Origin of the sequence: Microbacterium sp. MRS-1 (genome assembly GCF_000585455.1) — a bacterium.
Lineage (GTDB): Bacteria > Actinomycetota > Actinomycetes > Actinomycetales > Microbacteriaceae > Microbacterium > Microbacterium laevaniformans.
Map to the genome: position 1 here is coordinate 1 of NZ_JAUF01000060.1, position 21,122 is coordinate 21,122.

Consider the following 21,122-nt stretch of genomic DNA (forward strand, 5'->3'; position numbering starts at 1 on the left):
GTCGCCGCCCGACGGCGCGGGGCCCGTCCCGCCGTCGGCGGCGCACCCGACGAGGCCGGCGAACGCTACGGCGGTCAGGAGGATCGCGGCGAGGCGGCGGGTCCGTGTCGTGACGGTCAACAAGCTCTCTCCTCTGGGCGGGCGTCGCGCAATGTAACAGTTTTGTAAATCGTCCTTCCGAATCCGCGTCGACGCTTGCGGATGCGGCTTTCGTAAGGTCTACTAACAAACATGTCCGGATCTGATCTCCCGCGCGGCGCCGTCGAGGCGACATCGCCGGCCCGCTCCATCGTGGCGGGTCGCGCACTGCGCCACGCAGCGAAGGTGCTGCCGGAGCATGCGCGGGCGCACAATCGCGCGCTCGTGCTGCAGACCCTCTTCCACCAGGGTGCCATGAGTCGCGCGGACCTTTCCCGTGAGACGGGTCTGACCCGGGTGACGATCTCCGATCTGGTCGCCGAGCTCATCGACGACGGCTACGTGGCCGAGCGCGGGATGCGCGAGGTGACGGGGCCGGGAAAGCCCGCGATCCTCGTCGACCTCGATCGGGAGGGCCACCGCATCGTCGGGCTGGACCTCTCGGGCACCGACCGATTCCTCGGCGCGATCCTCACGCTCGACGGAGAGATCGTCGCGCGTCGGGACGTGACGGTACCGGCGGACCCCGCCGACATCCTCGGCGCCGTCATGGAGCTCGCGCGTGGCCTCGTGGCCGACGCGCACGCGCCGGTCCTCGGCGTCGGCGTCGGCAGCCCCGGCATCGTGGACGATCGCGGCGTCGTTCTCACGGCGCCGAACTTCGGATGGCAGGGCGTCGACCTGGAAGGCGCTCTGCGTGCCGACCTGGGGCTGCCGGTGCTCGTCGCCAACGACGCCAATGCGGCCGTGCTGGCGGAGTACACCTTCGGCGGAGCCGCCGACGACGTGCTGTTGGTGCGCGTGGGTCGAGGCGTCGGGTCAGGCCTGCTCGCGGGTGGTCAGCCCATGGCCGGCAGTCGGTTCGCCGCCGGAGAGATCGGTCACGTCACCGTCGGCACGGACGGCGGCCCGCGATGCGTGTGCGGAAAGGTCGGCTGCCTCGAGGCGTGGCTGTCGGTTCCGGCGCTGGAGGCGCGCGTGGCCGAGCCCGGCGCCGACCGCGACGCGGTGCTGCGCGACGCCGGGGCTCGTCTCGGCATCGCCCTCGCCCCGATCGTGGGCGTCCTCGATCTGTCGGAGATCGTCCTCTCCGGCCGGCCCGATCTTCTCGACGCAACCCTCGCGACCGCGACCGTCGAGACCCTGCGCGCCCGGACGCTCGCCTCGTTCCACGACGGCGTCCAGGTGCGGATGACGGCGCAGGGGGAGGACATCGTCCTCCGCGGCGCGGCCGTCATGGTCCTGTCCGGACAACTCGGGGTGTCCTGACCCCATCACCGCGGGGCACAGCGCCCCGACACCACCAAGAGAGACAAAGGAAGACACCATGAACAAGAAGCTCGGCGCCTTCGCGCTCCTCGGCGTTTCGGCTGTCGTTCTCGCCGGCTGCGCGGCCGGAGACTCGGGCGGCAACGACGCCTCCGGCACTCCGGCGCCGGCCCAGCTGCGCGTGTGGTTGAACGGCACCGACACGCCGCAGGATGCCCGCGACTATCTCGTGAAGACCTTCGAAGCCCAGAATCCGGGCTCGACGCTCGTCATCGAGGAGCAGCAGTGGACGGGCCTGGTCGACAAGCTCACCACGAGCCTGTCTTCCAACGACACGCCCGACATCGTCGAGATGGGCAACACCCAGTCGCCCGCGTTCACCTCCAGCGGAGCACTGCTGGACATCTCCGACATCAAGGACACCATCGGCGGCGACGACCTGCTGCCCGGCTTCGTGGAGGCCGGCTCGTGGGACGGCAAGCTGTACGCCGCGCCGTACTACTCCGGTGCGCGCATCGTGTTCTACAACACGGCCCAGTACGCCACCGCCGGCGTCCAGGTGCCCACGACCCTCGATGAGTATGTCGCCAACGGCAAGAAGCTCGCGCAGGCTCTGCCCGGCGTCTCGGGCGTCTACTTCCCGGGCAAGGACTGGTACAACGCGCTGCCCTTCATCTGGGAGAACGGCGGCGAGATCGCCGTGCAGAAGGACGGCAAGTGGGAGGCGCAGATGTCCAGCGACGCCTCGGTCAAGGGCATCGAGCAGGTGCAGCAGCTGATGACCACGGCCTCGCTCGCTCCGAAGGACGGCGACGAGACCGAAGCCTGGGTTCCGTTCCGCACCGAGAAGGCAGCCACCCTGTCGGCGCCCAGCTGGGCGTACTGGTCGATCGTCGCCGATGAGAACAAGGCCGACACCGCCCTGACCAAGACCGTGGGCTTCTACGCGCTGCCGGGCAAGAACGGAGGCGCCGCGCAGGTGTTCGCGGGCGGCTCCAACATCGGCATCTCCGCCAAGTCGGCGCACCCCGAGCTCGCCAAGAGCGCGCTGGAGATCATGCTCAGCGACGACTACCAGACGCTGCTGGCCAAGGCCGGCCTCGTGCCCGCCAAGAAGTCCCTCGGCAGCCAGGTCGCCGCGGCGACTCCGGAACTCGCGAAGATCATCTCGGATGCCGCCGCGAACGCGAAGCTGACGCCGGCCTCGCCGAAGTGGGCGGACGTGGAGGCGAAGGGCCTGCTGCAGGACTTCTTCGTCCAGGTCGCGGCCGGCGGTGACGTCAAGACGCTCGCCACGGCTCTCGACGAGCGGATCGACTCCATCCTCAACGGCTGAGTCCGCTCGACCCGTCTGCGTGTCGACTCGTCGCTGCGCTCCTCGCTCAACGATCGGCGGTGGTATCGCCTCCCCGGTCGTTGAGCGGGCGCCGCGAGTCGAGATGCCCCCGACACCCACGAAAGGAGAGCCGGCATGACCACCGCTCACGCGCCCGCGGCATCTCCGCGTCGGCGGCGCCGCGACCGCACGCCGCTGGTCCTGTTGCTGCCCGCCCTGGCGATGCTGCTGGTCTTCATCGGCTGGCCCCTCGTGCAGCTGATCGTCATGTCGTTCCAGAAGTACGGGCGCGAGCAGGTCTTCGGCAAGCCGCCCACCTTCGTCTGGTTCGACAACTACGTGCGTGTGCTGACCGACTCCGAGTTCTGGGTCGTCCTGGCCCGCAGCTTCGGTCTGATGGTGGTCTGTGCCGCCGCCACCATGGTGCTCGGGGTTGCGATCGCGCTGATGATGACCTCACTCGGCCGCGTGATGCGCACCGTCGTCTCGGTGGGGCTGCTGCTGGCCTGGGCGATGCCCGCGCTCACCGGCACCATCGTGTGGGGCTGGATCTTCGACACGTCCTACGGCCTCGTCAACTACGCGCTGACGCGGATCACCGGGCAGAACTGGATCGGACACAGCTGGCTGTCCGACCCCCTCAGCTTCTTCGGCGTCGCGGCGATCATCATCACGTGGGGCGCGATCCCGTTCGTCGCGTTCTCCACCTATGCCGGGCTCTCGCAGGTGCCTGACGAGGTGCTCGAGGCGGCATCCCTCGACGGGTCGGGCGCGTGGCAGCGGTTCCGCTTCATCGTCGTGCCCTACATCCGCTCGATCCTCGTCGTGCTGCTCATCCTGCAGGTGATCTGGGACCTGCGCGTGTTCGCACAGATCTATGCGCTGCAGACCGTCGGCGGCATCCGCGCCGACACGAACACCATCGGCGTCTACATCTACAGCGTCTCGATGGCCACCGGCGATCTCGGTTCGGGAGGGGCGATCTCGGTGATCCTCGTCGTCGTGCTGCTCGCCATCTCCGCCTACTACATCCGCACCATGCTGACCTCGGAGGACGACTGATGAGCGCCCGCACGAGACGCGCCACCGGGCGTGTGCTCCTCAACCTCGCCGCCGTCGTCGTCTTCGTCTGCTCGGTCTTCCCGGTCTACTGGATGGTCAACACCGCCTTCCTGCCCGGCTCGGCCGTCAAGAGCGAGACGCCGCACTTCTGGCCCGACCAGTTCACCCTGCAGAGCTTCCGCGCGGCCTGGGACGGCGGGTTCATGCCGGCGCTGTGGATCTCGCTGGCCGTCACCGTGCTCACCGTCGCCGCGGCCCTGGTCTTCGCCTTCCTCGCCGCCATCGCCATCTCGCGGTACCGCTTCCGTTCCCGCAAGAGCTTCATCGTCGCGATCCTCGTGATCCAGATGATCCCCGCCGAGGCGATGATCATCTCGACCTTCCGCGTGCTCGACGGCTGGCACCTGCTGAACACCGTGATCGGACTGTCGGCGGTCTACATCGCCATGGTGCTGCCCTTCACGATCTGGACCCTGCGCGGGTTCGTCAACGGCATCCCCGCCGACCTCGAGGAGGCGGCGATGATCGACGGGTGCAGCAGGGCACAGGCCTTCTGGCGCGTGACCTTCCCGCTGCTCGCGCCGGGACTGGTCTCCACCGGGATCTTCGCGTTCATCCAAGCGTGGAACGAGTTCATCTTCGCCCTCGTGATCATGACCCGCCCCGAGGCGCAGACGCTTCCCATCTGGCTGCGCAGCTTCGTCCAGGCGACGAAGGCGACCGACTGGGCCGTCGTCATGGCCGGCTCGACCCTCATGGCCATTCCGGTGATCATCTTCTTCCTCATCGTGCAGGGCAAGATGACCAGCGGTCTCGTGTCGGGAGCGGTGAAGGGCTGATGCGACTCGGATTCGACGTCGGGGGCACCAAGACCGACGCCGTGGTCGTCGCGTCATCCGACCCGCGCGGCGGCGACGCGTCGGATCAGCGGATCCTCGCTCGTGTGCGCCGGGCGACCGGGTGGGGCGCGGATGCCGTGATCACGACGATCCTCGACGCGGTGGACGAGCTGGCTGCCGCCGTCGGCATGCCCCCTGCCGCCTTCACCTCGCTCGGCGTCGGGATGCCGGGTCAGGTCGCGTCGGGAGGCGCGGTGGTCACCCATGCGGTCAACCTCGGGATCGACGAGCTCGATCTGGCCCTCGCGCTGGGGCCGCGCCTGGGCATTCCGGTGCGGGCCGAGAACGACGTCAAGGCCGCTGCCGTCGGTGCCTCGGCGCTGCGCGGTGCGGACACGCTGACGTCGATGGCGTACCTCAATCTCGGCACCGGCATCGCCGCCGGGTTCGTGCACGGCGGCCGACTCTGGCGGGGCGTCCACGGAGCCGCGGGGGAGGTCGGACACATCTCCGTCGATCCGACGGGACCCCTCTGCCGCTGCGGACAGCGCGGCTGCATCGAGGCCTTCAGCGGGGGAGCCGCCGTCGCGGAGCGATGGGGCCGGCCCGCGGCGCTGCCCGTGCGCGACGTGTTCGACGCCGCCGACGCCGGCGACCCGCTCGCCGTGCAGCTGCGCCGAGGGCTCGCGTACGGCGTCGCGTCGGCGATCCGCGTGATCGTGCTGTCCACCGATGTCGACGCCGTGGTGCTCGGGGGAGGCGTCACGGCGCTCGGCGACCGTATGCTGAGGCCCGTGCTCGCCGAACTGGACACCAGCGCCGCGGCATCCCCGTTCCTGCGGTCGCTGCGGCTCAGCGAGCGCGTCGATCTGCTGCCGTCGGGATCGCCCGTCGCAGCACTGGGCGCCGCCATCCTCGGCGCCGAATCCGAGCAGGAGGCTGTTTGCCATGGCTGAAGTCGTCATCGTCCCCTCGCCGGCGGATGCCGGGGCGCTCGTCGCCGACGAGATCGTCCGCCTCATCGCGGCCCGCCCGGACGCGGTGCTGGGGCTGGCGACCGGGTCGACCCCGCTCCCCGTCTACGAGGCGCTGCGGCCCCGGCTCGCCGGCACCGACGTGTCGCGGGTGCGCGGGTTCGCGCTGGACGAGTACGTGGGCATCGACCCGCGGCATCCGCAGAGTTACCGCTCCGTCATCACGACGGAGGTGGTCGAGCCGCTCGGCCTCGATCCCGAGCGCATCCACACGCCGAACGGCGATCTGGCGAGCATCGCGCACGCCGGAGAGGACTACGAGCGGGCCATCGCCGACGCGGGCGGCATCGACCTGCAGATCCTCGGGATCGGCACCTCCGGTCACATCGGCTTCAACGAGCCCGGCTCCTCCTTCGCATCGCGGACGCGCGTGAAGACGCTCATCGAGCAGACGCGACGCGACAACGCCCGCTTCTTCGACACGATCGACGACGTGCCGATGCACTGCATCACGCAGGGGCTCGGCACGATCCTGTCGGCGCGTCACCTGTTCCTCCTCGCCTTCGGTGAGAGCAAGGCTGCGGCCGTCGCGGGCGCCGTCGAAGGCCCCGTGACCTCGTCGCTGCCGGGCTCGGCGATCCAGCTGCACCCGCACGTGACCGTCGTGGTCGACGAGGACGCGGCATCCCGCCTGGAGCACGCCGACTACTACCGCTACGCCTACGCGAACAAGCCGGCCGGGCAGGGTCTCTGACGGCGCTCATCCGTCCCCTCTCGCCGGTAGGCGTCGGCGAAAGCGACATGACGGGACGGACGAGCGGCGGTAGGGTCGGGCCATGACGGATGCCGAGATCCGAAAGCCCGTGCCCGCATGGATCTGGGGCGGCGCGCTGCTCGCCGCCAGTGCGGTGGTGCCGACGGCGGTGCGGGCCGTGGCGCCGGGAGGCCTCGGCTCGGGCGTCGCGATCGTGACGGCGGTGCTGTTCGCGGCATCCCTTGTCGTCTTCGCCTTCGGGCTGCGCGGGCGGGGGTCGATCGTCGCACGGCGTCCACCGGGCATGGCGGCGCTGCTCGTGCTCGCGGTCCTCCCGCCGGTCGTCGAGCTGGCGCTGTCGGCCCTGGCGACCGGGCAGGACATCGCACTCCTGCAGATCTTGTCGTTCACGCAGCTGGCCGTCACCGCCGCCGCGGCGCTGGTCGCCGTGGTCGCGATCGGGCGCGCCGCCGTCGTGCCGCGGCCGTGGCAGTGGGCGCCCGCCTGGGGGCTCGCGGTGATCGTCGCCACCTCGGCGCTGCCCCAGATCGTGCTCGTCGGGGCGTCGGGTCAGGACCCGCAGGGCCTCCTGTGGCTGTTCGCGCTCGGATCGCTCGTGATCCTCACCGTGCCGCTGGCGCTGGGGATCCTCGCCATGGTCCTCGGCGCGCGCGGGCAGGCCGCTCCGAGCCCGCAGATCTACCCGCCGGCCGTCTGAGCGGTCCCACTCAGTCGGTGAAGACCTTTCCCGGATTCAGGATGCCGAGGGGGTCGAACACCCGGGTGATCTGGCGCTGCAGCTGCCACTGATCCTCGCCGAGCTCGTCGACGAGCCAACGGCGCTTGAGCACGCCGACCCCGTGTTCGCCGGTGAGCGTGCCGCCGAGGCGCAGGGCCGCGCGGAACAGCTCGTCGGCGGCGCGCCAGACGATCTCGGGAACCTCCTCGCCGTCGAAGACGAAGTTGGGGTGCAGGTTGCCGTCGCCCGCGTGGCAGACGGTCGGGATCACGAGGTCGTAGGCGCGCTCGATGCGCGCGATCTCGTCGAACATCGCGGGAAGGGCGCTGCGGGGAACCGACACGTCCTCGATCAGGGTCGTGCCCATCGCCTCCATGGCCGGATGCATCGAGCGGCGGATGGTCCACAGCAGCTCGGCCTCGGCGTCGTCCACAGCCCGTGCGCGACGAGGGTGTCGTTGAGGTCGGCGTTGAGGATGCCGGGCTCGACAACCGCCAGCAGGTCGTCGGCCCGCACCTCCAGGATGCGGTCCATTCCGCGCATCGACAGCACGATCTCGCCGGCACCGGCGTTCGCGCCGCCCGCCAGCCCCGTGCCCGCGCCGCGGATCACGACGGGTGTGCCCGTCGCGGACGCGATGCGCATCGTCGCCTGGACGTCGGCGACGGATGCCGCGTGCACGATCGCGATCGGCGGCCCGGCGGCTGCGTGCCCGGACTTGTCCGCGCGTGCGGCGTCGAGGGCGGTGGGGTCGGTGTCGATGCGATCGGCGAGCTCGGCGGTGAGCAGGTCGAGGACGGCGCTCATGATCTGGAGTGCCTCAGGCGGCGAGTCGGCGTCGGCCAGAGACCAGTCCGACGGCCACGGCGACGACCGCGTACGCCAGGCCGATCCAGGCATTGCCGCTGGTCCACCAGACGATCGTCGCGGAAGCGTAGACGAGGAGCTCGACGAGGGCCCGCACGAACGGGTGCACGGCGAAGACGGCACGGGGCGAGACGAACAGTGCCCACAGCAGGATCGCGATCAACGGAGCGCCGATTCCGGCGACGATGTTCCAGGGGAACGGCCAGGCGGTGAAGCCCCAGACCGCGAGGGTGGCGAAGGCGAACAGTTCGCAGAGGAACGCGAGCAGATCCACCGCATCCAGCGCAGGGCGCACGCCCGCCGGACGCGCGGCGGCGCCGTCGGCCGATCGCGGGGCCTCGGGGGCGGCGGGACGGACGTGCGGCAGCTCGGACATTCCGCCAGTTTACGCGGCGGGAGGGGGACTCAGATCGGTCAGCGGACGAGGTTGATGGTGAGGCTCTGCTCAGCCTCGACGATGCCGTCCGCGACATAGCCGAACGATGCGGTGGCGCCGTCGGTCTCCATCTCTGTGGAGTCGTAGACGAAGGTTGTAGACCCGGCGGCGTCGAGCTCTTGCTGGCCACGCTCGATGCCTCCGACAACCAGACGGATGGTCTTTCCCGGTGTACCCGAGAATCGCAACGTGAGCGTCAACTGGCCAGCATCTCCCCACATCTGATAGCTGCCGTTGACGAAGCTCGGCGCATCCACCGGGACCGTGGGTGTGGGTGTGGGTGTGGGTGTGGGTGTCGGTGTCGGTGTCGGGGTGGGCTCCGGCGTGGGCGTGGGCGTGGGCGTCGGTGTGGGCGTCGGCGCCGGCGAAGTCGCCACCGTCGGCGTGGGAGCTGGAGTGGCGGGCGGCTGCGGCGCCGTCGTCGGCGGCGGGACCGCCCGGCGCGTCGGCGCGGGCTGCGGTTTGACGTCGGGCCGCGGCTTCACATCGGGCTGCGGCGTCGCCGACGGCACGGGAACCGAGGTGGGAGCCGCAGAGGGGATCGTGCTCGGCGAGGGGGTGGTCGCCGGAAGTGCGACGACGGTGTCGCCCCCGCCGTTCGCGGACGCGCCCCCGTTCGCACCCGACCCGTCGCTCGGCGCGGATGCGCTGCTGGCGACCACCTGCGGCACGACGATCACGGCAGCCACGGCCGCACCGGCCACCAGCACGCCGGCGGCGACGAGGCCGATGACAGCCCCGGTGCCGGCGAGTGCGCCGCCCGCGGCGGATCCGGCAGCCCCGGCCGCAGCGGCCGAGCCACCGGCGCCCGCAGAGCCACCGGCGCCCGCGGACCCTCCCGCGCCGGCTCCTCCGGCCGCTCCCACTAGTGGCGCAGATCCGGCGCCCACCGTCACGGCGCCCGGCACCGTCCCCGAGGCGCCCGCCGCGAGAGCGACCAGCGGCGCGGCGCCGCCCTGGAGGGTGGCGAGGTAGGCGGTGGCGGCGCCGGCACCGATCGTCAACGGCAGCAGCACCAGCGCAAGGCGGTGCGAGACCTCGGTGGCCTCGGCCGCCACGATCGTGCATCGCGCACAATCGGCGAGGTGCGCCTCGAGCTTCTTGTGGTCGCGGGTCCCCAGGTTGTTGCGGGCGTAGGCGCCGAGCCGTTCGATCGTCCACTGACAGTCCGACCCGTCGGCCACTGTCTGCAGGTGCGCTTGGATCCACGCTTCACGCAGGCCTTCGCGCGCGCGGAAGGCCAGTTGGGCCACCGCCGTCGCCTTCATCCCCAGCAGCGGAGCGATCTCCGCCGGCTTCATCTGCTCGATCTCGGTGTACCAGAGCACCTCCTGCCACCGCGTCGGCAGGCTCCGGAACGCACGGTGCGTGAGGCTCCGATCGAGCGCCTCGTCGGTTGCGTGCGCGTCGGCATCCGGATCGGGAAGGGCCTCGAGCTCGTCGATGGCCGTCTCACGACGGGCGCGGCCCCACCCGGCTGCCGTATTGCGGATGCTCGTGAACAGGTACGCGCGGAACGAGCCCGTCGGGCCCCCGCCCTTCACGATCGCCTGGTAGATGCGCGCGTACGCCTCCTGGACGAGGTCGTCGGCGTCGAAGGTCGAGGTGATCGACGAGGCGACGGTCAGCCCCGACCGGTAGTGGCGGCGCCACAGCTCGGCGAACGCCTGACGGTCTCCGGCGCGCGTGCGCAGCACGAGGTCGGCGTCGGCGATGTCGGCGGCATCGGGGCGCGGCTGATCGGGCGTGTCCATGACGAGAGAGTCCTGTCGGAGTGGGCGTCGTTCGTTGTCATCCAAGAGACGGCCACGGCGGCGGATTATGACGCGGGTCGCGCCATCGGTTCCTATTTTCACAGGTCCGGCGGGGGAACGGCCGGTGGCGGGGGAGCGATCTGAGCGCCGTCGGAAAAAGTTCGAGAAAAATCCTCTAACCCGCGTAATGGATCGTGCGGTGCGCGCTCTCTTGGGGTGAAGGGCTTCCCGTCGCGTGCTCTCCAGGGGGATTCAGGAGCAGCGCCGACGGGAACGGCCAGGGGAACGGAGCGATCCGTGGCCAGGACCGGAAGCGCGGAATCTCGGGGGAGGATCCGCGCGGTACCGGTGGACGGGGTAGAGCGGGGCGGACGGCGCGGGGGCGCCCTCCGCCCCGCTTCTGTCATCCGGTCCCCGTCGCCGTCGGGCGCGGATGCCGTCAGACGCGGATGCCGTCGACCCACACCGTCCGCACCCGGAGGTACTCGTCGAGCAGCACGACGTCGGCGACGCGATCGCTCTCGAGAGTGCCGTAGCGATCCTCGAGGCCGACGGCACGCGCGGGGACGCGGGTCAGCGCGTCGACGGCGCTCGTCAGTGCGATGCCGTGGCCGACGGCGAGCCGCAGGGCAGCGTCCTGGGTGAGCGTCGAGCCGGCGATGGCGCCGCCGTCATCGAGCCGTGCGGTGCCGGCGGTGACCGTCACGGCGAGCCCGCCGAGCTCGTAATGCCCGTCGGCGGCGCCGGCGGCCGCCATCGCGTCGGTGATGAGCGCGACCCGACCCGGCGCCTGCGTGAACGCCAGCGCGACGACATCCGGATGTACGTGCACCCCGTCGGCGATGATCTCCAGCGTCACCCGCTCGTCGCGGAGCGCGGCCACCACCGGCCCGGGTTCGCGGTGGTGGATACCGGGCATGGCGTTGAACGCGTGCGTGAGGATCGTCGCGCCGGCGTCGAAGGCGGCAAAGGCGTCGTCCTCGGTGGCGTTCGTGTGGCCGACCGCCACCGCGACACCTGCGGCGACGAACTGCGACACCGCCGCCAGCGCGCCCGGCAGCTCGGGTGCGAGGGTGACCTGCCGCACGGTGCCGCGCCCGGCGTCGAGCAGCCGTCCCACGGCCGCGGCATCGGGCGGGCGCAGCAGGCTGAGAGTGTGGGCGCCCTTGTGGCCGGGATCGAGGAACGGCCCTTCGAGGTGGGAGCCGAGGATCGTCGCGTCGCGCTCGACGAGATCGGCGATGACGGCGGCGCGGGCGGCGAGATCGTCGAGCGATGCCGTGACGAGCGAAAGCACCGCGCGGGTCGTCCCGTGCGCACGGTGCACGGCCCGCGCCGTGGCGATGGCCTCGGCGCCCTCATCGAACGAGGCGCCCCCGCCGCCGTGACCGTGGATGTCGATGAACCCGGGAGCGAGCACCCCTCCCGCGGCGTCGATCACGTGGGCCGCCGTCAGGGTGCGCCACGTCGTGCCCGTCCCGCGGCCGTCGATGATGCCATCGGTGAAGGCGATCCAGGCGTCGGGGGTGAGTGTTCCGGCGGTGACCAGTTGCGCCGAGTGGATGACGGTGGTCATGTGTTGTCCCCTTGCACGGTGATCGGCTCCGCGGGTGTCCAATCGATCTCGGACAGCGCGGTGAAGCGGATGCCGAGTGACCTCCACAGCGGCCCGAGCCCGCCCACGCGGGCCCGGAAGGACTCCCATGTTCGCAGAGGGAGGGCTCCCAGCGCCGGGGACCACGCCGCTTCTGCAGCGGCGGCGATGCGCGGGAAGGCGAGGGCGTCGATGTCGGCGGATGTGCGGACGGTCTCGCTCCACAGCGGCGCCTCCACGCCGAGAATCTGCGCCTGATCGATGCCGTCGATGACGGCAGTCGGCTCCCACTCGTAGGAGCGGCGGGCAATCGTCACTCCACGCGCCCACGTCAGCCCGAGTGGCGAGTCGGGGTCGAACTTCATGTCGAGGTAGATCGCGTCGGCGGGTGAGAGGATGACGCGTCCGCCGCGGCGGACGAAGCCCCGGGTCTTCTCGTCCATGCCGTCGGTCGGCGACACGAAACCCCAGTACTGTCCGATGGTTCCCTCCGCGAGGCCGCCGCAGACGCCGGCCTCGTGCCAGGCGATGGCGGTCTTGCCGGTCTCGGCCACCAGCCGCGAGACGCGCTCGATGTAGTGGTCGTAGTCATCGGCATCCGTCCCCAGCGCCTCGTCGCCGCCGATGTGCAGGTACGGACCGGGAGTGAGAGCCGCCAACTCGGTGAGGACGTCGGCGAGGAAGGTGTACGTCGCCTCGTCGCGGATCCGCAACGACGAGAAGCCCACGCCGATGCCTTCGTAGGCGACGCCGCCGAGCGGGAGGGCGCTGCCGTCCTCTTCCGACTGCCGCCGCAGCTGCGCGCTCACCACCGGCGGTGCGCACAGCTCGGGGTAGGCGAGGGAGATGGCGTGGGTGTGACTGGGGCCGTCGATCTCGGGCACGACGATCATGTGGTGGCGGCCGGCGTGCGCGACGATGGCGCGGTAGTCGTCGTGGGTGTAGAAGCCGCCGCCGTACGCGCCGACCGAGCTCGACGCGGACTTCTCCGTCAGCCGGGGGCGGGAGTGCATCTGGATGCGCCATCCCTGGTCGTCGGTCAGGTGCAGGTGCAGGGCGTTGAACTTCAAGCCGGCGGCGCGGTCGATGTAGCCGCACACCGTCGCGACATCGAGGAAGTGACGGGCGACGTCGAGCATGACGCCGCGATACGCGAAGCGGGGAGCGTCCTCGACCTCCATCGCCGGGATCCGCCAGCCCGAGGCGTCTGTCGTGATCGCCTGCACGAGGGTCTGCACGCCGTAGAAGAGGCCCGCCGCATCGGCGCCGGCCACGTGCACGGCGCCGGCGTCGCTGCACAGTCGGTACGACTCGGCGGGTCCGTCGTGCTCGAGGCTCAATCGGAGGTGTGGCACCTGGCCGTTCGCGGGTGTCGGAGCGGCGAGGCGGATGCCGGTGCGCGCCGCGATCAGCCGGCGGAGCTCCGCGGCGGCGTCGGCGACTCCCACGGCATCCGTCGTCATCACGAGTGCGACGTCGCTCGCGAGGAGGAAGGGGCTGCCCTCGTCGAGGGTCAGCCGCGCGGGTGCGGGGACGAGGCAGGGCTGCGACACGGTGTCTCCATTCTGCGTGGCGGCCGGGGATCGGAGCCAGCGGCTGCGGCCCGAGGGTCGGCGGTGATGTAAGGAGTCCTAACAAATCCGATGACGCCAGCCTAGCCGTGTGCCGGCGGCGTCGCATCCGATATGCTCGCACTGTCGCGACTGGCGTTGAGGTGGGTCACCATCGGGGAGCGGCGAACACGGCAATCGACCGCACGCCTGGGCCGGCCTTCGTTTGATACACCGGCGTGCGCCCGGCGCACACCGGCATCCACCCGACGAATGGCAGGAGACCGTCATGACCGATCCGTACTTCAACGCCCCGCTCGCCGAGGTCGACCCCGAGATCGCGCAGGTTCTCGAGCGCGAGCTCGAGCGTCAGCGCGGCTACCTCGAGATGATCGCCTCGGAGAACTTCGTTCCCGTCTCGGTGCTGCAGTCGCAGGGCTCCGTGCTGACGAACAAGTACGCCGAGGGCTACCCCGGCCGCCGCTACTACGGCGGCTGCGAAGAGGTGGACGTCGCCGAGGAGCTCGCCATCCAGCGCGCGAAGGCGCTGTTCGGCGCCGAGTTCGCGAACGTCCAGCCGCACTCGGGAGCCTCCGCCAACGCCGCGGTGCTCCACGCCATCGCTCGCCCCGGCGACACCCTGCTGGGTCTTTCGCTCGATCACGGCGGGCACCTCACGCACGGCATGAAGATCAACTTCTCCGGCCGGCTCTACAACATCGTCGCCTACGGCGTCGACCCCGAGACCTCGACGATCGACATGGACGAGGTCGAGCGCCTCGCCGTCGAGCACCAGCCGAAGGTGATCATCGCCGGCTGGTCGGCCTACCCGCGTCAGCTCGACTTCGCGCGCTTCCGCGCCATCGCCGACAAGGTGGGTGCGCTACTGTGGGTCGACATGGCGCACTTCGCCGGCCTCGTCGCGGCGGGCCTGCACCCCTCCCCGGTGCCGCACGCGCACGTCGTGAGCTCCACGGTGCACAAGACGATCGGCGGCCCGCGCTCGGGCTTCATCCTGACCAACGATGCCGACCTCGCGAAGAAGATCAACTCGGCCGTCTTCCCGGGCCAGCAGGGCGGTCCGCTCATGCACGTGATCGCCGCGAAGGCGACCGCGTTCAAGCTCGCCGCCACCCCGGAGTTCAAGGAGCGCCAGGAGCGCGTCGTGCGCGGTGCGGCGATCCTCGCCGATCGCCTCTCGCAGCAGGACGTGAAGGATGCCGGGATCTCCGTCCGCTCCGGCGGTACCGACGTGCACCTCGTGCTCGTCGACCTCCGCGACGCCGCGATCGACGGCAAGCAAGCCGAGGACCTCCTGCACGAGATCCACATCACCGTCAACCGCAACGCGGTGCCCAACGACCCGCGTCCGCCCATGGTGACCTCGGGCCTGCGCATCGGCACCCCGGCGCTCGCGACCCGCGGCTTCGGCGACGCGGAGTTCACCGAGGTTGCCGATATCATCGCGCTGGCGCTGCTGCCGGACGCCGACGTCGAGTCGCTGCGCACGCGCGTGGCCGCCCTGACCGCCGCGTTCCCGCTGTACCCCGGCCTCACGCAGTAACCCGCCCGCGGCATTCCCCGCCCGCGCGGGTGCGCCGCGGCATCCACGGTCCGCGAGACACCGCCTGCGCACCGAGACACGCGCCGTCGACGCGTGTCTCGGTGCGGGAACCGTGTCTCGCGGGGAGAACACGGAGGAGACAACGCATGACTGCACACAAGCTCGACGGCCGCGCGACGGCCGCGGCCATCAAGGCGGAGCTCGCCGAACGCGTCGCGAAGCTGAAGGCCGCGGGGGTCATCCCCGGCATCGCGACCGTGCTGGTGGGGGCCGACCCGGCATCGCAGCTGTACGTCGGGATGAAGCATCGCGAGTCCGAGGCGATCGGCATGAACTCGATCCAGGTCGAGCTGCCGGCCGACGCCACACAGGCCGACGTCGAAGCCGCGATCGATCGCCTCAACGCCGACCCGACCTGCCACGGCTACATCGTGCAGCTGCCGCTGCCGCGGCACATCGACACCGATCGCATCCTCGAGCGGATCGATCCGGCGAAGGATGCCGACGGCCTGCACCCGACCAACCTCGGCAAGCTCGTGTTGAACGTCAACGACGAGATCACCTCGCCGCTGCCGTGCACGCCGCGCGCCGTGATCGAGCTGCTGGAGCGCAACGGCTTCGCCCTCGCCGGCACGCACGTCGTGGTCGTCGGCCGCGGGGTCACGATCGGCCGCTCGATCGGTCTGCTGCTGACGCGCCGCGCCGTCAACGCGACGGTCACGCTCACCCACACCGGCACCCGCGATCTGCCGTCGTACCTGCGCCAGGCCGACGTGATCGTCGGCGCCGCGGGCGTCAAGCACCTCGTGCGCCCGGAGGACGTGAAGCCCGGCGCCGCCGTGCTCGACGTCGGCGTGACCCGCGAGAGCGACCCCGAGACCGGCAAGGCGAAGGTCTACGGCGACATCGCCCCGGGCGTCGAGGACGTCGCGGGCTGGCTCTCGCCGAACCCCGGCGGCGTCGGGCCGATGACCGTCGCCCTGCTCATGACCAACGTCGTCGAGGCGGCCGAGCGCAGCATTCGGGCCTGATCGCCGGCGGCGCGCGGATGCCGCGGCATCCACCCGGCTGGGAGCCGGTCAAGCCTCGGCGGTGCGCTCGCCGCGCAGGTGCGCCTGGACCAGGGCGTCGTGCTCCTCGTCGCTCAGCGCGTCGTAGCCGGCCGCCTCGACCCGGTCGCGGCGTCCCCAACGCACCAGCAGGATGATCAGGATGGGAACGTCGGCGACCTCGGCGATGAACCAGAGCAGGTCTCCGGCGAGGTGCTGATCGTGCAGCGGGTTCGGCCACCAGCCGGCGTCCGTCGCGGCCGCGACGCCGTCGACGACCGTGTCGTTCAGGCGCAGCAGGATGCCGGGGATGGAGTCGATGACGAGTTCCACGAAGGCCAGCAGGAACTCGACCGCGAGGAACGTGCTGGTGTGGATGCCGGTGAGTGCCATCAGGGGCACCACGAGCAGCAGCCCGACCACGAGCGAGACGAGCCCGAGCGCCTCACCGATCGCGGGGGAGGTGCGGAGAACTCCCGCGAGCGGCGTGAGGAACACGCAGAAGATCGCCGCGACGAAGATCGTGGCGAACATCGCGTTGCCGAGAAACCGGAACACGCGACCGTCGAGCACGGCGTCCAGGCGCTGGCGACCGGCATCCGACAGGCCCGCGCGCAGCAGGTCGAGCGGACGGCCGAGGGAGATGAGACCCGGGACGGCCATGAGCAGCAGCGCGATGCGGGCGACGAACGCCCAGCGGAGCTCGGCCGACCAGGTGCCGAGGAAGCCGAGTTCCACCACGGCGTATGAGCCGAGCCCGAGGGCGAAGAAGAGCACCGTGCGATGGGGCGGCCAGGAGGTGCCGCGTCGCCGTGCGCGTCGCACCCCGAGGGCGTAGAGCAACGCCGCGCCGACCAGGACCGCGATCGTGACGGGGTCGGCGCGCCAGGTCGTGAGCAGGGCATCGATGGGAGGCGTGGGCCCAGCTTACGGCGGACGGCTATGCGTGCGCGGTGAATCAGCATCGCCACCAGCAGGATTGTGTAACAATGTTCCGGTGAGTCGGTCCCTGTCCGTCGTCGCCGTCCTCGTCGCGGCGCTGTGCTTCGCCACGACAGGAACGTCGCGGGCGCTCGCCGGCGTGGATGCCGACGCCCTCTCGATCGGCGCGGCGCGCGTGCTCATCGGCGGCGCGCTGTTGGGCGTGATCGCGCTCGTTTCGCGGGCGCGGCGCACAGCGTCGCCGGCGGCGGTCGACAGCCTCCCGGTCCGACGGGGGGTCCCTGCGCTCGTCATCGTGCTCGTCGGAGCCGCCGGGGTGCTGGCGTACCAGCCGACGTTCTTCTCGGGAACCGGGCTCAACGGCGTCGCCGTCGGCACGGTCGTGGCGCTCGGCTCAGCGCCCATCGTCACCGGCGTTCTCGACAGCGTGCTGCGCCGACGACGACCGAGCCTGCGGTGGAGCCTGGCGACGACCGTCGCGATCGTCGGTGTCGTGCTGGTGTCGGGCGTGGTCGGCGACGGCTCCGCCGCGCCGACCAGCCTCGTCGGCGTCGCCGCCTCCGTGGGCGCCGGCGCGTCGTACGCGCTCTACGCGATCGCCAGCAAGATGCTGCTCGAGCGCGGCTGGACGGCGCCGGCGGCGATGGGCGCCGTGTTCGGGACCGCCGCGGTGCTGAGCGTTCCCGTGCTCGTGTCGACCTCGACCGCGTGGCTGGGCACCGCGAACGGCGCGGCGCTCGCCCTGTGGCTCGGCGTCGTCACCGTCACGATCGCCTATCTCCTGTTCGGTGCGGGCCTGCGCGGCCTGAGCCCGGCGACCGTCTCGACCCTCACGCTCGCCGAGCCGCTCGCGGCCACGGTGCTCGGCCTCGTGGTCTTGCACGAGCAGCTCTCCGCCGTCTCGGTGGCAGGGCTCATCGTCATCGCGGTGGGGCTCGCGCTGGTCGCCGCCCCGGTGCGCGCGCGGAGCGACGGTGTCTCCGCGCCGGCGTGACGGTTCGCGGCGGCCGACGGCGGACGTGCGCGTCGCCGACGCGCTGCGCGGCGAGATCCTCAGCGGCGCGCTGGCGCCGGGCGCGCCGCTGCGCGAAGAGGAGATCGCCCGCGCGCACGACGTGTCGCGGCATACCGTGCGTGCGGCCCTGGCCGCGCTCGGGGCGGAACGCCTCGTCCAGCTCGTCCCCTACGCCGGCGCCCGGGTCTCGGCGCTCGACGACGACGATCTGCGGGCACTCCAGCAGCTGCGGGCGGCGCTGGAGACCGAGGCCGTACGCCTCATCGCCGAGGCGCAGGGCTCGGTGTGGTCGCCCGCGACGCGCGCGACGATCGAGGCCGCGATCGATGACCTCGCCGATGCCGAGGCCCGCGCCGACTGGCCCGCGACGATCCGCGCGCACGCCGCTGTCCATCGCGCGATCGTCGATGCCGCCGACAGCCCTCGTCTCGCGGAGGCCCACGCCGGCCTCGAGTCGGAGGTGCTGCTTCTGCTGACGCACGTGCGTCCCCACTACGCGCCGGGTGCGCTCGCCGCCGAGCATCGCGCCTACCTCGACGCGCTGCCCCGCGACGGGGGAGCGGCCGTCCGCGCGCATCTCGACCACTCGACGCAGCTCATCCGCGCCGCGCGCTGACCGGCACGCGCGGACGTCATCCGCAGAAAGTAACGAACTCCGCACGTTTTCTCGGCATCCGTGCGGAGTTCGCGCGATTCTGCGGAGTTCGTGCGCCGCGCTGGGTCGCGCGTGAGGCCCGCCGACCGTCAGCCGGAGAAGCGCGAGAGGAATGCCTGCGTGCGCGGATGCTGCGGCGCGGCGAATACGGATGCCGCGGTACCTTCCTCCACGATGACGCCGTCGTCGAGGAAGACGACGCGGTCGGCGACGTCGCGGGCGAAGGCCATCTCGTGCGTCGCCATCAGGATCGTCGTTCCCTCCGCGGCCAGGGCGCGCACGAGTTCCAGCACTTCGCCGACGAGCTCGGGGTCCAGCGCGGAGGTGATCTCGTCGAGCAGCAGCACTTCGGGATCGGTCGCGATGGCCCGCACGATCGCCGCGCGCTGCTGCTGGCCGCCGGAGAGGCGGTCGGGGTGGGCCGTCGCGAACTCCGCGAGGCCTACGCGTGCCAGCAGATCGTGGGCGCGCTCCTCGGCCCGTGCCCGCGGCATCCGGTGCACGACCCGCGAGGCGAGTGTGACGTTGTCGAGCACCGACAGGTGGGGGAACAGGTTGTAGCTCTGGAAGACGGCGCCCAGGCGTGCCCGCACGCGGTTGCCGTCGACGCGGGGGTCGGAGATGTCGAGCTCGCCCAGCCAGATGCGCCCGTCGTCGATGGGCTCCAGGAGTCCGAGGCAGCGCAGCAGCGTCGACTTTCCCGATCCGGACGAGCCGATCAGGGCCACCACCTCGTGCGCGGCCAACGAGACCGAGACGCCGCGCAGAACGTCGCGCTCGCCGAACGATTTCCAGAGGTCGTCGGCGCGCAGGACGGGGGCGCCGGATGCCGCGACGTGCCCGCTCACAGGATCGATCCCTGCTGCTCGCGCTCGCGCAGCCGCGCGGTGTACCAGTCGGTGACGCGGATCGTCGGGATGGCCAGCAGGATGAACAGGATGCCGGCGACGACATAGGGCGTGAAGTTGTAGCTCAACGACGCCGCCGAACGGGCGGCGGCGATGGCGTCGATCGCGCCCAGGATCGAGATCAGTCCCACGTCCTTCTGCATCGAGATGAAGTCGTTCATGAGAGGCGGCGTCACCTTGCGGACAGCCTGCGGCAGCACGACCCGCCGGAGGGTCTGCACGTAGCCGAGGCCCAGGGCACGGGCCGCCAGCCGCTGCGACGGGTGTACCGCCTCGATGCCCGCGCGCAGCACCTCGGCCACGTACGAGGAATAGGTGAGCGTGACCGCCACGACGCCGAGCACCACGACGGGGATCCGCGTGTTCATGATCGTCGGCACGCCGAAGCCGATCAGGTAGAGCACGATGATGAACGGCAGACCGCGGAAGAGATCGGTGTAGGCCGCCGTGAGGACGCGCAGCGGAAACAGCACCGGCCCGCGCGCGGTGCGTAGCACCGCGATCAGAAGGGCCACGGCCGACACGGTGACGAGCGAGAGGCCCAGCACCTGCAGATTGATGAGGAAGCCGTCCCAGATCTTCGGCAGCGACTGCAGTGCGATCTGCGGGTCGAAGAACGCCTGCTGCACGCTCGCCCACCCGGGCGTGTTGATGACGCTCGCCCAGACGATCGCCGCGAACACGAGGCTCGAGGCGATCGCGACGAGCACCGAGCGCCGCTGCCGCCCGCGGCGGAACGCACGCCGCTCGAGCTCGAGCGCGCTGGGGGAGTGAATGGTCACGGACCGACGTTACCCGAGCGGGTCACTTCAGCTGCGGTACGCCCTCGGTCAGCACCGACAGCCACTGCTTCTTCAGCTCGTCGAGGGTGCCGTTGTTGCGAAGGGTGTCGACCGCGGCGCTCACCTTCGCGGTCAGCGGCGAGTTCTTCGCGAGCAGCAGTCCCCACTGGTCGGGGATGCCGGCGGCGGGCAGTTCGCCGACCACGAACGAGTTGTCGATGTAGGGCGCGTTGACCGCGATGTACGCGGTGGGCGTGTCGAGCACGATCGCGTCGATCTGGCCGGCCTTGAGGGCGGCGACGGCGTCTTCGTTGGAGTTGTAGAGCGACGGCGCCGTGGTCGGGGCGATCGCCTTCTCCAAGGTGGCGGCGCTCGTCGAGCCGGTCATCGCGCCGATCGCGAGGCCCTTGAGTCCCGCGATGTCGGTGATGCCCTGGGCCTTTCCGCCCTTGATCGCGACGACCGACTGGCTCGCCTCGTAGTAGGGCGTCGAGAAGTCGACGGCCCGCTTGCGCTCGTCGGTGATCGTGTACTGCTGGATGTTGATGTCGAAGTTCTTCGGTCCCGGCGCGATGGCCGACTCGAAGGAGGTGCGCACCCAGACGACGTCGTCCTTCGCGAACCCGAGCTGATCGGCCACGGCGTAAGCGACCGCTGCTTCGAAGCCCTTTCCGGATGCCGGGTCGTCGCCGTACACGTAGGGCTCGTACGCCGTCTCACCCGTGGCGAAGGTGAGTTTTCCGGGGGTGATGTAGCCGGCATCCGCGTTCGCGGAGTCGGACGCGGCACCTCCCGGGCTCGAGGTCCCTCCGGCGCAGCCGGCGAGGGCGAGGGTGAGGGCGGCCGCGGTGGCGGCGAGGGCGGTGCGCAGGATGGGACGCGGCATGGAGACCTC

General features: G+C 71.0%; 21 protein-coding genes and 1 riboswitch. Of the genes, 11 read left to right on the forward strand and 10 right to left on the reverse strand.

Features of this window, described 5'->3' with window-relative positions; translation table 11 throughout:
• Positions 1-231: 231 nt before the first annotated feature.
• From AS96_RS10805 to AS96_RS10835, 7 genes are all read left to right on the forward strand, one after another.
• On the forward strand, positions 232-1,407 hold the full coding sequence (locus tag AS96_RS10805; protein ID WP_036289581.1) for an ROK family transcriptional regulator: 1,176 nt from the start codon (positions 232-234) through the stop codon (positions 1,405-1,407).
• 58 nt (positions 1,408-1,465) lie between these two features.
• On the forward strand, positions 1,466-2,743 hold the full coding sequence (locus AS96_RS10810) for an extracellular solute-binding protein (RefSeq protein ID WP_036289583.1): 1,278 nt from the start codon (positions 1,466-1,468) through the stop codon (positions 2,741-2,743).
• 135 nt (positions 2,744-2,878) lie between these two features.
• Complete coding sequence (locus AS96_RS10815; protein ID WP_036289584.1) at positions 2,879-3,805, forward strand: carbohydrate ABC transporter permease; 927 nt, start codon at positions 2,879-2,881, stop codon at positions 3,803-3,805.
• A complete protein-coding gene (locus AS96_RS10820) occupies positions 3,805-4,644 on the forward strand; it encodes a carbohydrate ABC transporter permease (protein WP_036289586.1) in 840 nt (279 codons plus the stop codon). The genes AS96_RS10815 and AS96_RS10820 overlap by 1 nt, the downstream gene beginning before the upstream one ends.
• On the forward strand, positions 4,644-5,600 hold the full coding sequence (locus AS96_RS10825; protein ID WP_036289588.1) for an ROK family protein: 957 nt from the start codon (positions 4,644-4,646) through the stop codon (positions 5,598-5,600). Before AS96_RS10820 ends, AS96_RS10825 begins: the two co-directional genes overlap by 1 nt.
• Positions 5,593-6,372 (forward strand): glucosamine-6-phosphate deaminase, encoded by a 780-nt coding sequence (locus AS96_RS10830; RefSeq protein ID WP_036289589.1) that lies wholly within the window; start codon positions 5,593-5,595, stop codon positions 6,370-6,372. Before AS96_RS10825 ends, AS96_RS10830 begins: the two co-directional genes overlap by 8 nt.
• Positions 6,373-6,454: 82 nt before the next feature.
• Positions 6,455-7,090, forward strand: coding sequence for a hypothetical protein (locus AS96_RS10835; protein WP_036289591.1), 636 nt, complete (start codon positions 6,455-6,457; stop codon positions 7,088-7,090).
• Positions 7,091-7,100: 10 nt separating this feature from the next.
• Here AS96_RS10835 and AS96_RS15995 read toward each other — a convergent pair whose 3' ends face one another.
• The 6 genes from AS96_RS15995 to AS96_RS10860 form a co-directional block, all read right to left on the reverse strand.
• Complete coding sequence (locus AS96_RS15995; protein ID WP_363331269.1) at positions 7,101-7,499, reverse strand: FAD-binding oxidoreductase; 399 nt, start codon at positions 7,497-7,499, stop codon at positions 7,101-7,103.
• Complete coding sequence (locus AS96_RS16000; protein WP_442921707.1) at positions 7,463-7,918, reverse strand: FAD-binding oxidoreductase; 456 nt, start codon at positions 7,916-7,918, stop codon at positions 7,463-7,465. The genes AS96_RS15995 and AS96_RS16000 overlap by 37 nt, the downstream gene beginning before the upstream one ends.
• A 13-nt stretch (positions 7,919-7,931) precedes the next feature.
• Positions 7,932-8,354, reverse strand: a complete 423-nt coding sequence (locus AS96_RS10845) for a YrdB family protein (RefSeq protein WP_036289593.1) — start codon at positions 8,352-8,354, stop codon at positions 7,932-7,934.
• 38 nt (positions 8,355-8,392) lie between these two features.
• A complete protein-coding gene (locus tag AS96_RS14735) occupies positions 8,393-10,168 on the reverse strand; it encodes a sigma-70 family RNA polymerase sigma factor (protein ID WP_051498851.1) in 1,776 nt (591 codons plus the stop codon).
• Positions 10,169-10,607: 439 nt separating this feature from the next.
• The gene (nagA, locus tag AS96_RS10855; RefSeq protein ID WP_036289595.1) at positions 10,608-11,744 is read right to left on the reverse strand and encodes an N-acetylglucosamine-6-phosphate deacetylase; all 1,137 of its coding nucleotides are present in this window, start codon (positions 11,742-11,744) and stop codon (positions 10,608-10,610) included.
• Positions 11,741-13,315 (reverse strand): beta-N-acetylhexosaminidase, encoded by a 1,575-nt coding sequence (locus AS96_RS10860; protein WP_036289596.1) that lies wholly within the window; start codon positions 13,313-13,315, stop codon positions 11,741-11,743. The genes nagA and AS96_RS10860 overlap by 4 nt, the downstream gene beginning before the upstream one ends.
• A gap of 136 nt (positions 13,316-13,451) precedes the next feature.
• A riboswitch (ZMP/ZTP riboswitch) is annotated at positions 13,452-13,535 on the forward strand.
• Positions 13,536-13,601: 66 nt separating this feature from the next.
• On the opposite strand from AS96_RS10860, the gene glyA reads away from it, so the two are divergent.
• Entirely contained in the window at positions 13,602-14,876 is a 1,275-nt protein-coding gene (gene glyA / locus AS96_RS10865) for a serine hydroxymethyltransferase (RefSeq protein WP_036289598.1), read from the forward strand.
• 146 nt (positions 14,877-15,022) lie between these two features.
• On the forward strand, positions 15,023-15,907 hold the full coding sequence (locus AS96_RS10870; RefSeq protein WP_036289600.1) for a bifunctional methylenetetrahydrofolate dehydrogenase/methenyltetrahydrofolate cyclohydrolase: 885 nt from the start codon (positions 15,023-15,025) through the stop codon (positions 15,905-15,907).
• Positions 15,908-15,955: 48 nt separating this feature from the next.
• Here AS96_RS10870 and AS96_RS10875 read toward each other — a convergent pair whose 3' ends face one another.
• Positions 15,956-16,768 carry a cytochrome c oxidase assembly protein gene (locus AS96_RS10875; protein ID WP_036289602.1) on the reverse strand — a complete coding sequence of 271 codons (813 nt, stop codon included), beginning with the start codon at positions 16,766-16,768 and terminating at the stop codon, positions 15,956-15,958.
• 154 nt (positions 16,769-16,922) lie between these two features.
• Between AS96_RS10875 and AS96_RS10880 the strand changes: the two genes are divergently transcribed.
• Positions 16,923-17,861: a DMT family transporter gene (locus tag AS96_RS10880; protein ID WP_036289604.1), complete on the forward strand. Its 939-nt coding sequence runs from the start codon at positions 16,923-16,925 to the stop codon at positions 17,859-17,861.
• 25 nt (positions 17,862-17,886) lie between these two features.
• Complete coding sequence (locus tag AS96_RS10885) at positions 17,887-18,498, forward strand: GntR family transcriptional regulator (protein WP_231477238.1); 612 nt, start codon at positions 17,887-17,889, stop codon at positions 18,496-18,498.
• Between the two features lie 128 nt (positions 18,499-18,626).
• Here AS96_RS10885 and AS96_RS10890 read toward each other — a convergent pair whose 3' ends face one another.
• From AS96_RS10890 to AS96_RS10900, 3 genes are read right to left on the reverse strand one after another with little or no spacing between them, the layout of a single operon-like run.
• Positions 18,627-19,385 carry an amino acid ABC transporter ATP-binding protein gene (locus AS96_RS10890; RefSeq protein ID WP_036289608.1) on the reverse strand — a complete coding sequence of 253 codons (759 nt, stop codon included), beginning with the start codon at positions 19,383-19,385 and terminating at the stop codon, positions 18,627-18,629.
• Entirely contained in the window at positions 19,382-20,227 is an 846-nt protein-coding gene (locus tag AS96_RS10895) for an amino acid ABC transporter permease (protein ID WP_036289610.1), read from the reverse strand. The genes AS96_RS10890 and AS96_RS10895 overlap by 4 nt, the downstream gene beginning before the upstream one ends.
• Before the next feature lie 22 nt (positions 20,228-20,249).
• Positions 20,250-21,113 carry an ABC transporter substrate-binding protein gene (locus AS96_RS10900; protein WP_036289612.1) on the reverse strand — a complete coding sequence of 288 codons (864 nt, stop codon included), beginning with the start codon at positions 21,111-21,113 and terminating at the stop codon, positions 20,250-20,252.
• Positions 21,114-21,122: the final 9 nt, after the last annotated feature.